The organism is Pedococcus sp. P5_B7, assembly GCF_054049895.1.
The window spans coordinates 54,588-68,405 of record NZ_JBFULM010000004.1 but is presented as its reverse complement, the minus strand read 5'-3'; the positions used below and the strand labels follow the sequence as shown (position 1 = coordinate 68,405).

13 protein-coding genes are annotated in these 13,818 nt (G+C 71.3%); 7 read left to right on the top strand and 6 right to left on the bottom strand.

The window, feature by feature from the left end; all coding sequences use genetic code 11:
- Positions 1-118 precede the first annotated feature (118 nt).
- Positions 119-1,237, top strand: a complete 1,119-nt coding sequence (locus ACXJKD_RS10900; protein ID WP_457254562.1) for a ubiquitin-like domain-containing protein — start codon at positions 119-121, stop codon at positions 1,235-1,237.
- A gap of 131 nt (positions 1,238-1,368) precedes the next feature.
- Positions 1,369-2,238, top strand: a complete 870-nt coding sequence (rsmA, locus tag ACXJKD_RS10895; RefSeq protein ID WP_457254561.1) for a 16S rRNA (adenine(1518)-N(6)/adenine(1519)-N(6))-dimethyltransferase RsmA — start codon at positions 1,369-1,371, stop codon at positions 2,236-2,238.
- A gap of 55 nt (positions 2,239-2,293) precedes the next feature.
- Here the strand turns inward: rsmA and ACXJKD_RS10890 are convergent, their stop codons facing one another.
- Positions 2,294-4,816 carry a DUF4153 domain-containing protein gene (locus ACXJKD_RS10890; RefSeq protein WP_457254560.1) on the bottom strand — a complete coding sequence of 841 codons (2,523 nt, stop codon included), beginning with the start codon at positions 4,814-4,816 and terminating at the stop codon, positions 2,294-2,296.
- Positions 4,813-5,517 (bottom strand): response regulator transcription factor, encoded by a 705-nt coding sequence (locus ACXJKD_RS10885; protein WP_457254559.1) that lies wholly within the window; start codon positions 5,515-5,517, stop codon positions 4,813-4,815. Before ACXJKD_RS10885 ends, ACXJKD_RS10890 begins: the two co-directional genes overlap by 4 nt.
- Positions 5,518-5,669: 152 nt before the next feature.
- Here ACXJKD_RS10885 and ACXJKD_RS10880 point away from each other — a divergent pair, with 152 nt between their 5' ends.
- Positions 5,670-6,605: a 4-(cytidine 5'-diphospho)-2-C-methyl-D-erythritol kinase gene (locus ACXJKD_RS10880; RefSeq protein ID WP_457254557.1), complete on the top strand. Its 936-nt coding sequence runs from the start codon at positions 5,670-5,672 to the stop codon at positions 6,603-6,605.
- A 3-nt stretch (positions 6,606-6,608) separates the two neighbouring features.
- Positions 6,609-8,453, top strand: coding sequence for an ABC-F family ATP-binding cassette domain-containing protein (locus tag ACXJKD_RS10875; RefSeq protein ID WP_457254556.1), 1,845 nt, complete (start codon positions 6,609-6,611; stop codon positions 8,451-8,453).
- Positions 8,454-8,559: 106 nt separating this feature from the next.
- Here the strand turns inward: ACXJKD_RS10875 and ACXJKD_RS10870 are convergent, their stop codons facing one another.
- Positions 8,560-9,060 (bottom strand): MarR family winged helix-turn-helix transcriptional regulator, encoded by a 501-nt coding sequence (locus tag ACXJKD_RS10870; protein WP_457254554.1) that lies wholly within the window; start codon positions 9,058-9,060, stop codon positions 8,560-8,562.
- A 74-nt stretch (positions 9,061-9,134) separates the two neighbouring features.
- Here ACXJKD_RS10870 and ACXJKD_RS10865 point away from each other — a divergent pair, with 74 nt between their 5' ends.
- Both ACXJKD_RS10865 and ACXJKD_RS10860 read left to right on the top strand, forming a co-directional pair.
- A complete protein-coding gene (locus ACXJKD_RS10865) occupies positions 9,135-9,956 on the top strand; it encodes a methyltransferase domain-containing protein (protein ID WP_457254553.1) in 822 nt (273 codons plus the stop codon).
- 110 nt (positions 9,957-10,066) lie between these two features.
- Positions 10,067-10,405, top strand: coding sequence for a VOC family protein (locus tag ACXJKD_RS10860; RefSeq protein WP_457254552.1), 339 nt, complete (start codon positions 10,067-10,069; stop codon positions 10,403-10,405).
- 63 nt (positions 10,406-10,468) lie between these two features.
- On the opposite strand, the gene ACXJKD_RS10855 is transcribed toward ACXJKD_RS10860, so the two are convergent.
- Positions 10,469-11,122, bottom strand: a complete 654-nt coding sequence (locus ACXJKD_RS10855) for an O-methyltransferase (RefSeq protein WP_457254551.1) — start codon at positions 11,120-11,122, stop codon at positions 10,469-10,471.
- Between the two features lie 69 nt (positions 11,123-11,191).
- Positions 11,192-11,791 carry a TetR/AcrR family transcriptional regulator gene (locus tag ACXJKD_RS10850; protein WP_457254854.1) on the bottom strand — a complete coding sequence of 200 codons (600 nt, stop codon included), beginning with the start codon at positions 11,789-11,791 and terminating at the stop codon, positions 11,192-11,194.
- 83 nt (positions 11,792-11,874) lie between these two features.
- On the opposite strand from ACXJKD_RS10850, the gene ACXJKD_RS10845 reads away from it, so the two are divergent.
- Entirely contained in the window at positions 11,875-12,705 is an 831-nt protein-coding gene (locus tag ACXJKD_RS10845; protein ID WP_457254550.1) for a peptidoglycan recognition protein family protein, read from the top strand.
- Positions 12,706-12,712: 7 nt separating this feature from the next.
- On the opposite strand, the gene ACXJKD_RS10840 is transcribed toward ACXJKD_RS10845, so the two are convergent.
- Positions 12,713-13,711 carry an acyl-CoA desaturase gene (locus ACXJKD_RS10840; protein WP_457254549.1) on the bottom strand — a complete coding sequence of 333 codons (999 nt, stop codon included), beginning with the start codon at positions 13,709-13,711 and terminating at the stop codon, positions 12,713-12,715.
- Positions 13,712-13,818 lie beyond the last annotated feature (107 nt).

Here is a 13,818-nt window from a genome sequence, read left to right as displayed (position 1 = left end):
GGTCAGAGCGACCCCTATGCCTTTGCCCCAGGGCACAGGAACCCAGCCCCCAGACACCACCAGGGGCACGGGACGCGACACCGCTCTGATGCCCGGGGAGTACGAACTCTGGAGCATTGTGATCACCCGTCCCGTTCGACGCATCGCCCAAGCCGCGGTCGTCACCAGCCTCGTTGCTGGCGCCGTCGGCGTCTCGCACCTTGACAAGTCCGTCACCCTCTCGGTGGACGGCAAGGCCTCGACCGTGCACGCCTTCGGCAGCACTGTCGGTGACATCCTCAAGAAGCAGGACATCTCGATTCGTGAGCACGACGTGGTCGTCCCGGCACCTGGCACCCAGGTCGCCGATGGCCAGAAGATCGTGGTCCGCTACGGCCGCAAGCTGACCGTCACCATCGACGGACGCACGCGTGACTACTGGACCACCGCCACCACCGTCTCGGCCGCACTGCAGGAGCTCGGCATCCGCGCCGACTCCGCCAAGCTGTCGGCCTCCCGTTCGATGTCGCTCGGCCGCCAGGGCCTGGTCCTCTCCGTGACCACCCCCAAGCAGGTCGTCGTCCGCGTCGACGGCAAGAACCGCACCGCGACCACCACCGGCGCCACCGTCGCCGACGTGCTGTCCGAGCTGAACGTCACCAAGGACGCCGACGACCGGGTCAAGCCCGGCGCGACGACCGCGGTCACGGCCGGCCTGAAGATCGCCGTCCTGCGGGTCACCTCCAAGAACGTCAAGGAGACCAAGGCCATCGCGCCGCCGGTCACCAAGAAGTCGGACTCGAGCCTCTACATGGGCCAGACCAAGACGCTCAAGGCCGGCTCCGCTGGCGCCAAGATCGTCACGTACAAGGTGACCAAGGTCGACGGCAAGGTCGAGAGCAAGAAGGTCATCTCCGCCACCGTGACGCAGAGGCCGGTCGACCGGATCGTCGCCGTCGGCACGAAGTCCCGTCCGACGCCCGACGCGGGCAACACCTCCGGCGCCGGCATCAACCTGTCCAACGCCGCCATGTGGGACCGGATCGCCCAGTGTGAGTCCGGCGGCAACTGGTCGATCAACACCGGCAACGGCTACTACGGCGGCCTGCAGTTCAACATCAGCTCGTGGCTGGCCAATGGTGGAGACGACTTCGCGTCGCGCCCCGACCTGGCCTCGCGTGCGGAGCAGATCACGGTCGCCAACCGCTACTACGCCAAGTCGGGTCTCGGCCCGTGGGGTTGCGCGCACGCTGCCTGACCCGGCATCGACGTCCCCGGCTTCGCTCGGGAAGGTTGCGCTTCACCCGACTTCGCTTGTCGGGTGGAGCGCAACTTTGTCCCTGGACCCGATAAAGGTGGGGTGGGGGGTGGTCCCCTAGAGTCGGCGCCATGGTCGAGCAGAGCGGGTTCCTCGGAGCTGCGCAGATCCGGGAGATCGCGGCAGACCTCGGCCTCCGCCCGACCAAGCAGTGGGGCCAGAACTTCGTCGTCGACGCCAACACCGTCAAGCGGATCGTGCGCCTGGCCGGGGTGACCGCCGCCGACTCCGTGGTCGAGGTGGGCCCGGGGCTGGGTTCGCTCACCCTCGCACTGCTGCCCGAGGTCGGGCACGTCACCGCAGTGGAGGTGGACCCGAAGCTCGCGAAGGCGCTACCGGGCACCGTGAGCCGGCTCGCACCGGCATACGCAGACCGCTTGACGCTCGTGCAGGCCGACGCGATGCAGGTGCGCGAGCTGCCCGACCCGCAACCCACCGCGCTCGTCGCGAACCTGCCGTACAACGTCTCCGTGCCCGTCGTGCTCAACTTCCTCGAGGCGTTCCCCACCCTCGAACGCGTGCTGGTCATGGTCCAGCTCGAGGTCGCCGAGCGACTCGCCGCCAAGCCCGGCTCGAAGGCCTACGGGGTCCCGAGCGTCAAAGCCGCCTGGTATGCCGCGGTGCGGCTCGCGGGGAGCGTGCCCCGCAGCGTGTTCTGGCCGGTGCCGAACGTCGAGTCCGGCCTGGTGCTGCTCGAACGACGGGCCGCCCCCATCACCACGGCGAGCCGACGCGACACCTTCACCTGCATCGACGCGGCGTTCGCGCAGCGGCGCAAGACCCTGCGCGCCGCCCTGGCCGGGTGGGCGGGGTCAGCGCCTCGGGCCGAGGAGTGCCTGCGCGCGGCGGGGATCGACCACCGGACGCGGGGCGAGCAGCTCGGCATCGACGAGTTCGCCGCCATCGCCGCTGCCCGGTCGGCCCTCGCGCCATCCCCTTGACCCCTGCTGGCCCGGCTTGCCTCACTCGGCTGAGGGTGCTGGATAGGGCTCGGGGTCAGCGGGTCGGGTGGCAGACGTCGCCGGTGGGCTCGCTGGTGGCGATCGGCCGCTCGGCCAGCAGGCCACGGGCCCGAGCCCGACCGAGGTTCCACTCCAGCCAGTCGTCGCCCGTGGGCTTGGACAGCTCGCCCGTCCCGGTGACGCACGCGAACGCGTCCTGGGGCAGCTTCCAGATCGCCGGGTAGGCGTCTGCCGACAGGTTGGCCAGGTAGACGTAGTCGGTCCCGATGGTCGAGTCGGTCCGGGCGAGGTTCTGCTCGGCGATGTAGAGGTCGGGGTTGACGACGGCGAGCCCCAGGAGGCCGACCGCGCCAAGTCGCACGGCCATCGGCACCAGCCAGCCGCGCGCCGCCACGACACCGGACGCCATCACCAGCAGCACCACCACACCGAGCCAGCCCTCGAAGACCGAGACGAGCAGGCGCAGCCGGGTGAAGCCGTAGGCCTCTTCGTAGAGGTGCATCCGGTGGAGGGCGGAGACCACCACGACGATGGTCATGAGGCAGAGGACGCCGAGGGCCAGGTCGCGAGTGCGGCCCGGCGTGGCCTTGCGGGCCGCCCACGCGACCACCGTCAGGGTGAGGATCGTGGCCACGGTCAGCTGGCCGAACCCCTCGTGCACGTAGTCGGCGTAGGTGAGGCCGGTCGTGCGCTGCAGGTAGTCGTGGCCGCCGAACAGGGCCGTGGCCTGGGCGACGAGGAAGAGCAGGAACACCGCGTTGACGACCGAGACCGGCGCGAGCCACTCGAACTGCCGGCGGCTGGGTCGCAGCGGCAGCTGCAGTCGGTCGACCGCCGGCGGAGCCATGCTGACGTATGCCGCGGCAAGAGTCCCAGCCGCGATGAAGAGGGCCAGGACCACGCGGGCCGGCAGGTCGTTCCAGGTGATGTCGGGGGTGATGCTGTCGACCCACGAGGCGAACAGCGCGTCGGCCGAGGCGAAGAGTGCACCGAACACGAGCAGCAGCACCAGCGAGACGAGGGCGGTCCGGGCGGCCGGGAGCCAGGCCGCGATGCTGGTGCGCGGCTTCAGGGTGCGCCCCAGCCACGGCATCCCGCGCAGGCTCGCGAGGGGGACGGCTGCGGCGGTCGCCAGCAGCCCCACCACGCTGCGGGCCCGGGTCGAGTTCACGGCGACGAGCGCGAGGCCGGCGAGCAGGCAGAGGATGGTGATCCACTCCGCGTCGCGGAGCACCAGGGTCGCCAGCAGCAGGGCCACGATCCCGGCGTCGAGACCGTCGCGCCAGGACCAGCGTGGCGCTGCACCGACGGTGGTCCGAGCCGCGAAGACTGTCCCCACGACCGCGGCGAACACCAGGGCCGTGCCGAGTCCCTCACTCCGGTTGGGGATGACCAGCGCGGCGGCAGCTCCGGTGACCAGCGCGGCGGTGACGATCGCCGGCCGGCGGCGCGGTGCGTCGGGCCACCACGCGGCGAGCGAGTCGCGCGGCGGCGTGGGCGGGCTCTCCGGGAGCGGGGCGGGTGGGGTGAGGGTGCTCATGACGGGCTCCTTCGTGGTGGTCGGACGGTCCGCGTCCGTCGGAAGCAGGACGTTGATGCGGCAGCCCCGGTCGCTGTCGGCGACGGCGATGCTGCCGCCGTGCAGCTGGGCGACCCAGCGCGAGATGGCCAGGCCCAAGCCGGTGCCGCTGTTGTGGGCAGCGCTGGTGGTGAAGCGCTCGAAGACCGCCCGCCGGTCCGAGGCCGCGATGCCGGGTCCTTCGTCGGCGACGGCGACCAGGACGTCGCTCCCTGCAGCCGCGGCGCTGACCTGGACCAGACCACCCGACGGGCTGTGGCGCGAGGCGTTGTCGATGAGGTTCGCGAGCAGCTGGTGCAGGCGGTCGGGGTCGGCGGGCACGGTCAGGGTCTCGGGCTCGACCGTCACGGCATAGCGCAGCCCGTCGACCCTTGCCTGCGCAACCGCCTCCGTCAGGAAGTCCGACAAGCGAATCTCCTTGACCCGCAGCGGTGTCACGCCCTCCTCGACGCGCGAGAGGTCGAGCAGGTCGTTCACGAGCCGGCCGAGGCGCTCGGTCTGGGCCAGGGCGAGGCGCAGCTCCTCGGGTCCCGGCTCGGACACTCCGTCGACGAGGTTCTCGAGCACCGCCTGGAGGGCGGAGATGGGGGTGCGCAGCTCGTGCGAGACGTTGGCCACGAGGTCGCGACGCTGGCGGTCGACGAGCTCGAGCGTGGCAGCCATCCGGTTGAAGGCCCTGGCCAGCTCGCCGACCTCGTCGCGAGAGGTGGCGCGCACCCGTTGGGAGTAGTCGCCCGTCGCCATCCGTTGGGCGGCATTCGTCATCTCGCGCAGTGGTGACGTCATGCCTCGGGCCAGCAGCTGGGTGACACCGAGCGCGGCCAGGACGGCGACCGGCACGGTGGCCCACGGGGACAGCCCCGCGCGCGTCCCGACGACGGCCAGGACGGACGCGACCGTGACCGTGACCGCGACGAGCAGACCGAGCTTGACCTTGATCGACCGGATGCTGTCGAGGGGGCGCACGTCGTACCTCACCGACCCACCTCCAGGGCGTAGCCGACACCGTGCACGGTGCGCAGGAGGTCGGCGCCGAGCTTGCGGCGCAACGACTTCACGTGGCTGTCGACGGTGCGGGTGCCGGAGGCGTCGGCCCAGCCCCAGACCTCGGCGAGCAGCGCCTCACGGGTCAGCACCGTGCCGGGCCGGGCAGCGAGGCAGGCGAGCAGGTCGAACTCGGTGGGGGTCAGGTGCACCTCGTCGTCGCGCGACCAGACGCGCCGCTGGGCGCCGTCGATCCGCAGCCCGTCCATGTCGACCGTGGGCGCGACCGCCCCGGCGCTCCCTCCAGCGCCGGCGGCGGCCGCGCGCTCGACCCGTCGCAGCAGGGCTCGGATCCTGGCCACCAGCTCTCGCATGGAGAAGGGCTTGGTCATGTAGTCGTCGGCGCCGATCCCCAACCCCACCAGCAGGTCGGTCTCGTCGTCACGCGCGGTGAGCATCAGCACCGGCACCGGACGCTCGGCCTGGAGCCGGCGGCATACCTCGTGGCCGTCGAGGCCGGGGAGCATCACGTCGAGCACCACGAGCGCGGGATCCCACGCCGCGGCGCGGTCGAGGGCGACGAGTCCGTCGTGCACCTGCTCGACGTCGAAGCCCTCGGCGACGAGCCGGGCAGCGATCGCCTCGGCGATGGTGGGTTCGTCCTCGACGACCAGGACGCGGGGCTTGGTGCTCACATTCCGAGAGTAGGAGAGTGACCGCACAGGGGAGGCGGAGATGGTGTGAAGGTTCTGTGCAGATGTCCGGATCCGCGCCGCGTCGTCGGGCACCGCCGCAGGGCGCAGGAGCCGATCCGCGCGGTGACGCACACCCCGTTAGGGTGGCGGCCATGACCTCTGCAGCACTGCCGCCGTCGTCGGTGACGGTGCGCGTCCCTGCGAAGGTCAACCTCGAGCTCCTCGTCGGCGCACCTCGCGAGGACGGCTACCACCCGCTCTCGACGATCTTCCACGCCGTCAACCTCTTCGACGAGGTGACGGTGATGAGCGCGCCCGAGTGGGGCATCGCCGTGTCGGGCCCCCAGTCCTTCGGGGTCCCGGTCGACGGCACCAACCTCGCCGCGCGCGCGGCGCAGCGGCTCGCCGAGGTCGGCGGCATCGACGAGCCCGTGCACATCACCATCCGCAAGGACATCCCCGTCGCGGGTGGAATGGCCGGGGGGTCGGCCGACGCTGCCGCCACCCTGGTCGCGTGCGACCACCTCTGGGGCACCGGCCTGAGCCGGCCCGAGCTCGAGGAGATCGCCGCGAGCATCGGGAGCGACGTCCCCTTCCTGCTCGGCGGCGGCACCGCCATGGGCTCGGGGCGCGGTGAGGTGCTGGCGCCGGTGCTCGCGCGGGGCAGCTACCACTGGGTCTTCGCCCTCAGCGAGGGCGGGCTCTCCACGCCCGCGGTGTATGCCGAGTGCGACCGGCTGCGTGGTGACCGTCCGGTCCCGGAGCCCTCACCGAGCGCCGAGATGATGACCGCCCTGCGCTCCGGCGACGCCCGAGCCCTGGGCGCGGCCCTGGCCAACGACCTGCAGGCCGCCGCGATCTCGTTGATGCCTGCACTGGGCGACGTGCTCGACGCCGGTCTGGAGTTCGGCGCCCTCGGTGGGGTGGTGTCCGGATCCGGCCCGACCGTCGCCTTCGTCGCGGAGTCCAACGAGGCGGCCCTCGACCTGGCCGTGTCCCTCACCGCCTCCGGCGCCGTGCAGGACGTGCGTCGGGCGACGGGACCGGCCCACGGCGCCCACGTCATCAGCGCCCCGCGGCCGGGCTGACCGATGGCGAACCTCATCAGTGTCGAGCGCGCCTCCTTGGCCCTCGGCACCGCACAGGTGCTCGACGAGGTCTCGCTCGGCGTGCTCGGCGGCGACCGCATCGGTGTCGTGGGTCGCAACGGTGGCGGCAAGACCACGCTGCTGCGCGTGCTCGCCGGACAGCGCGCCGTCGACACCGGTCGAGTGACGCGAGCGGGCGTCTCGAGCGTCGGCGTGCTCGCCCAGGAGGACATCCTCGACCCGGACCACACGGTCCGCGAGGCCGTGCTCGGTGACCTCGCCGAGCACGTCTGGGCCGGGGACCCACGGGTCCGTGACGTCCTGACGGGTCTGCTCGGCGGGATCGAGGCCGAGTCCGTCGGCGGTTTCGACGCGCTCGTGGGGCCGTTGTCGGGCGGGGAGCGCAGACGCCTCGGGCTGGCCCGGCTGCTCGTCCAGGACCCGACGGTGCTGTTCCTCGACGAGCCGACCAACCACCTCGACGTCGAGGGGGTGGCCTGGCTGGCCGAGCACCTCGTGCGGCACCGCGCGCGCCCCGACAACGCGGTCGTGGCGATCACCCACGACCGCTGGTTCCTCGATGCCATCGCCACTGCCACGTGGGAGGTCGTCGACGGCAAGGTCAACGCCTTCGAAGGTGGCTACGCGGCATACGTGCTGGCGAAGGCCGAGCGCGAGCGGATGGCCGCGGTCACCGCCGAGCGCCGCGACAACCTGCTCCGCAAGGAGCTCGCCTGGCTGCGCCGCGGTCCGCCGGCACGCACGTCGAAACCGAAGTTCCGCATCGACGCGGCCAACACCCTCATCGCCGACGAGCCGCCCCCGCGCGACGACGTCGAGCTGATGCGCTTCGCCACGACCCGGCTCGGCAAGGACGTGGTCGACCTCATGGATGCCTCCGTGACCCTCGGCGACCGGCTGCTGCTCGACCGGGTCACCTGGCACCTCGCGCCGGGCGAGCGAGTCGGCATCGTCGGCGTCAACGGCGCCGGCAAGTCGACGTTGTTGCGCGCCATCGCCGGCTCGGTCCCGCTGTCGTCCGGGAAGCGCAAGCAGGGCGTGACGGTGCGGCTCGCCTACCTCACGCAGGAGGTGCGTGAGCTGGAGCGGTATGCCGACTGGCGCGTCATCGAGGCGATCGAGGACGTCCGCAAGTACATCCGTCTGGGCAAGAAGGAGGTCAGCGCCTCGCAGCTCGCGCAGCGGCTGGGCTTCACCGGTGGTCGTCAGCAGACGCGGGTGTCGGACCTGTCCGGTGGTGAGCGCCGTCGGCTGCAGCTGACGCGCCTGCTCATGGACGAGCCCAACGTGCTGCTCCTCGACGAGCCCACCAACGACCTCGACATCGAGACGCTGACGTCGCTGGAAGACGTCCTCGACGGCTGGGCGGGCACGCTGCTCGTCGTGTCGCACGACCGCTACCTGCTCGAGCGCGCGTGCGACAAGCAGGTGGCCCTGATGGGGGACGGCAAGATCCGCGAGCTGCCCGGTGGCGTCGAGCAGTACCTCGAGCTGCGGCACGCGCAGCCGGCACCCACTCTCGCGCCTCGTGCGTCGGCGGGAGGGTCGGCGTCATCGGCACCCGGCGACACGTCCACGCCTGCGGCTGCCGCAGCCGCACCGGCGCACAGCCCCGCTGAGCTGCGCGACGCTCGCAAGGACATGGCGCGGGTCGAGAAGCAGCTCGCCCGGCTGGCCCAGCGCGAGGAGCGGATCCACGCCGAGATGGCCGAGTCGGCCACCGACCACGCGAAGGTGCTCACCCTCAACGGCCAGCTGCGCGAGATCGTCGACGAGCGTGAGGGGCTCGAGCTCGAGTGGCTCGCGGCCGCCGAGATCGTCGGCTGAGACCCAGGCAGGCCTCCCAGCGTCGCTCACTCATGCAAAAGGCGAGTTAGCGCCGGTCCCGGGCGGCGCTAACTCGCCTTTTGCATGGGTTGGCTCCGCGGGGAGATCAGGTCTCGAAGGGGGAGAGCAGCCGGCGAAGCATCGCGGCGAGCTCGTCGCGGTCGTCGGTGGACAGCTCCGCGAGCAGGTCGCGCTCGCGGGCGAGCAGGTCGGCCATCGCGTCGTCGACGGTGCGCTGACCCGTGGGCGTGAGGCGCACGATGACGCCGCGGCGGTCGGACGGGTCGGGGCTTCGGCTGACCAGGCCGCGTCGCTCGAGGCGGTCGACCCGGTTGGTCATCGTGCCGCTGGTGACGAGGGTCTGGCGGATGAGCTGTCCGGGGGAGAGCTGGTAGGGGGAGCCGGCCCGCCGCAGCGCCGAGAGGACGTCGAACTCCCAGCCCTCCAGCTGGTGGCTGGCGAACGCCTGCACGCGGTCGAGGTCGAGCCTGCGGGCGAGGCGCGACACGCGGGACAGGACCTGGAGCGGGGCGACATCGAGGTCGGGCCGCTCGCGGTGCCACGCCTGGACGATGCGGTCGACGTCGTCGGGCGGAGGAGTCGACATGGTGACAACTCTACCCTCCATCAAGTATCTTGACATCAAGATAACTGTCACGAGGTCGTCGAGAGGTCGCCGTCATGAGCACCACGTGGGATCCCCAGCAGTACGCCAAGTTCTCCGACCACCGGACCCGTCCGTTCGGGGACCTGATGGCGCGGGTGGGCGCGACGGCCCCCCGCCTCGTGGTCGACCTCGGCTGTGGCAACGGCCCCCTGACGCTCTCGCTCGCCGAACGCTGGCCCGACGCCCGCATCGTCGGCGTCGACCACTCGCCCCAGATGCTCGACGCCGCGCGGTCGCTGGACGCCGACGGTCGGGTCGAGTGGGTGGAATCCGATGTGGCGCAATGGGATCCGGCCACCCTCGGCGGCGCCCCCGATGTCATCGTCACCAACGCCACCCTGCAGTGGGTGCCCGGCCACCTCGACCTGCTGACCCACTGGGCCGGCGCCCTGGCGCCCGGCGGATGGCTCGCGATGCAGGTGCCGGGCAACCTCGACGCCCCCTCCCACGCCCTGATGCGTGCGGTGGCCCGCGACCACCCCGACGCCGACCTCCTGCGGCCCGCGCTCGAGCGCCTGCAGGTCGAGCAGCCCTCGGCCTACGTCGAGCTGCTCGGGAGTGTCGGCCTCGACGTCGACGGCTGGGAGACGACCTACCAGCACGTCCTCGATCCCGAGGCGCGACAGGCGAACCCGGTGCTCGAGTGGGTCCGCGGCACCGGTCTGCGGCCGGTGCTCGAGGCCCTGACGGACGAGGCCCGGCGCGACGCCTTCCTGGAGGACTACGACGCGAGGCTGCGCGCGGCATACCCGCGGACGCCGATAGGCGTGATCTTCCCGTTCCGCAGGATCTTCCTCGTGGCCCACCGACGGGACGGTCGCCGAGTGGAGCACTGACCCGGCGGCGACGACGGTGACGGACTGAACCGCAGACCCGGTCGTCCGCGACGACGCCGCGGTACCACAACTCGGTCGCGACTCGGGCAGGTGCGTCCTACCGTCTGTCCATGACCTCCTTCGTGAAATCCGTGACCTTCGACTGCTCGAGCGCCCTGCTGCTCGCGGGCTTCTGGGCCGCAGCGCTCGGGTCCAACGTCGACGAGGACAGCACCGACGACCGCGCCTGGGTGGAGCCCGCGGGATGGGGCGGACCCAACCTGTGGTTCCAGCGGGTCCCGGAGGGCAAGACCGCGAAGAACCGCCAGCACTTCGACCTGCGAGCCATCGGCTCGGTCCAGGACGAGGTCGAACGACTTGTCGCGCTGGGTGCTTCGGTCCTCCGCGGGGGCGAGGACCTCGTGGTGATGGCCGATCCCGAGGGCAACGAGTTCTGCGTCGAGTCCTGACAACCCGACGTCGGGTGCCTGAGGCGGCGCGAGGAGGCCGCCCCAGGCGCCCGACTCGCGAGCTCAGAGCTTGCGGGCGATGGTCAGTCCGTCGAAGGCGGTCAGCACGACCACCTCGACCCGCTCGTCCGCGGCGACCAGGTCGTTGAAGGCCCGCAGCGCCTCGAGGTTGTCGCCCGACTTCCCGTCGTCGGCGATCTCGCCGCTCCACAACACGTTGTCGGCCAGTAGCAGGCCACCGGGCCGCACCCGCGGCACCAGCTCCGACCAGTAGTCGGCGTAGCCGCCCTTGTCGGCGTCGATGAAGACGAGGTCGACCGCGAGGTCGGTCGGCAGGGACCGCAGGGTGTCGAGTGCGGGCGCGATGCGCAGGTCGATGCGGTCGGCGACCCCGGCCGCCCGCCAGGCCTCGACCCCGATCGCGGTCCACTCCTCGCTGATGTCGCAGCACACCAGGGTGCCGCCCTCGGCCAGTCCCCGGGCGATGCAGAGGCTCGAGTAACCGGTGAACGTGCCGACCTCGACCGCCACCCGGGCGCCGACGAGGTGCGTGAGCATGGTGAGGAGCTGCCCCTGGTCGTCGCCGATCTGCATGCCGGCGGGCCCGCCGAGGGCACGGGTGCGTTCCTGGAGCTCGCGCACGACCGGGTCGGGTCGCCACGAGCTGTGCGCAGCGGAGTAGTCGCGAACCGCATCGGTGACCAGGAACGAGCGCATGCCGTCAGGGTAGTCCGGGCTGACGCGGGTCCGTCCGCCGCGACGAGGGTCCGTCCGCCGCGACGAGGGTCAGTCCGCGCTGATGAGGGTGGGCTTCTTCTCGAGGCCGGCCAGGCCGTTCCAGGCCAGGTTGACCAGGTGGGCCGCGACGTCTGCCTTCTTCATCCTGCGCGAGTCGAGCCACCACTGACCGGTGAGCGCCACCATGCCGACGAGCATCTGCGCGTAGAGGGGAGCGGTCTTCGGGTCGAGCCGGCGACGCTTGAACTCCGCCGCGAGGATGTGCTCGACCTGGCTGGCGACGTCGGAGATGAGGCTCGCGAACGACCCGGTCGACTGCCCGGCCGGACTGTCGCGCACGAGGATCCGGAAGCCGTCGGTGTTGCTCTCGATGTAGTCGAGGAGGGCGCCGGCGGCCCGTTCGAGGGTCTCGCGGCTGTTGAGCTCGGCGCTCAGGGCACCGGTGATCCCGCCGAGCAGCGCGGCGATCTCTCGGTCGACGACGACCGCATAGAGACCTTCCTTGCCGCCGAAGTGCTCATAGACGACCGGTTTCGAGACGCTCGCCTTGGCCGCGATCTCCTCGACCGTCGTGCCCTCGAAGCCCTTGTCCGCGAACAGTTTCCGACCGACCTCGATGAGCTGCTCGCGCCGCTGCTTGCCGGTCATGCGCGCGCGGGAGCTCGGGGTCGTGGACTTCTCGCGGGCGTCGGTCACGCGGTCCATCATGCCTCCTGCGTAGCGTGGTGGTCGTGAAGGGCGGAGCCGGGTATGCCGGGGGAGCGAGACGGTTCGCGATGGCAACTGCCGTCGTGGTCGCCCTGTTGGTGCTCGGTGTGGCCCTCGACCAGGGGCTGCTCGGACGGGCCGAGTCCGCGACGCGCGACTGGGTGGCCGGCGTTCGCGACGCGGCGCACCCGAGCGGGGCACCCGAGCAGACGGCAGGTCCACCCCCGACCGGGGCGCCGGGCCCGGCCACGACTGCACCGGCCCTCGACATCCCTGCTGCGCCGCGCATCGTGGCCGACCACCTGACGTTCGGAGCAGCGCGCAAGGCCGAGACGGCGGCATACGCCCAACGTCACTACGGCACGCGGACCTCGCGGTTGCGACCGACGATGATCGTGCTGCACTACAGCGAGAGCGACACCTACGCCTCCGTGCGTTCGCTCTTCGAGGCCGACCTGCCCAACCGTGGTGAGGAGCCGGGGACCTGCGCCCACTACGTCGTGGACCAGGACGGGACGATCCACGAGCTGGTGCCGCCGACGCTGATGTGCCGCCACACGGTGGGGCTCAACCACGTCGCGATCGGGATCGAGTTCGTCCAGTCGTCGCGGGGGCACGATCCACGCTGGGCCACCCAGCAGGTGCTCGCCCGTCGGGCGCAGGTGGCCGCCGGGGTCGCCCTCGTGGAGCACCTGCAGCGCCGGTTCGCGATCTCGGACGACGACGTGATCGGCCACTCGATGGCCAACCAGGCCAACGAGTTTCGCGATCGCGAGGGCTGGCGCAACGACCACGTCGACTGGCAGGCGCCGGAGGTCGTGACGTTCCGCCGCCTGCTGACGACGGCTCCCTGAGGCCTGCTCAGGCAGACGCGACCCGGCGGGCGTCGATCCGCTTGGCCACCGGCCAGCGCACGTCCGTGGCCCAGCCGAGCTTCTCGAACGCCCAGATGACGCGAGCCGTCGAGTCGATCTGACCCTTCTCGACGCCGTGCCGGGCGCAGGTGGGATCGGCGTGGTGCAGGTTGTGCCACGACTCGCCCATCGACAGGAAGGCCAGCCACCAGACGTTGCCCGACCTGTCGCGGCTCTTGAACGGCCGCTCGCCGATGGTGTGGCAGATCGAGTTGATCGACCAGGTCACGTGGTGCAGCAGCGAGACCCGCACGAGGGACGCCCAGAAGAAGGCCGTCAGCGCCCCCTGCCAGCTCATCGACCAGAGCCCACCGACCACCGCGGGGAGCAGCATCGAGCCGGCGACGATGAGGGGGAAGGCGCGATCGACCTTCTGGAGGTCGGGGTCGGCGACCAGGTCGGGCGCGTACTTGCTGCGGGGCGTCTGCTCGATGTCGAACAACCAGCCGGTGTGCGCCCACCAGAGCCCCTTGGCCAGCGCCGGGATGGTCTCGCCGTAGCGCCACGGGCTGTGCGGGTCGCCCTCGCGGTCGGAGAACGCGTGGTGGCGCCGGTGGTCGGCGACCCACCGGACCACGGGACCCTGGATCGCCATCGAGCCCGCCACCGCCAGCGCGATCTTCAGGCCGCGGTTGGCCTTGAACGACCCGTGCGTGAAGTGACGGTGGTAGCCGACGGTGATGCCGTGCCCCGCGAGCGCGTACATCACGATGAAGATGACGATGTCGTGCCAGCCCAGACCCCACCCCCAGGCCACCGGGACGGCGGCCAGCAGGGCAAGGAACGGGATCCCGATGAAGAGCGCCAGCGCGACCTGCTCACCGCCGCGCTTCAGCTCGGGTTCGACGGTCGGAGGTGCGGGTGCGGCTGCGGCTGTGGGTCCGGATGCGGTCGCGGGGGGCGGTGTCGCGGGAGCGGACTGTGCGGAGGGGGTCGCGGTCGTCATCGCCGGGGAACCTTCCTTCAAGTGGTCGCCACGGAGGCATCGTCGTCAACTTACGAAACCGTAACCTACGGATTCGTAGGTTGTCATCGTGAGCGACCGCTGCTCAA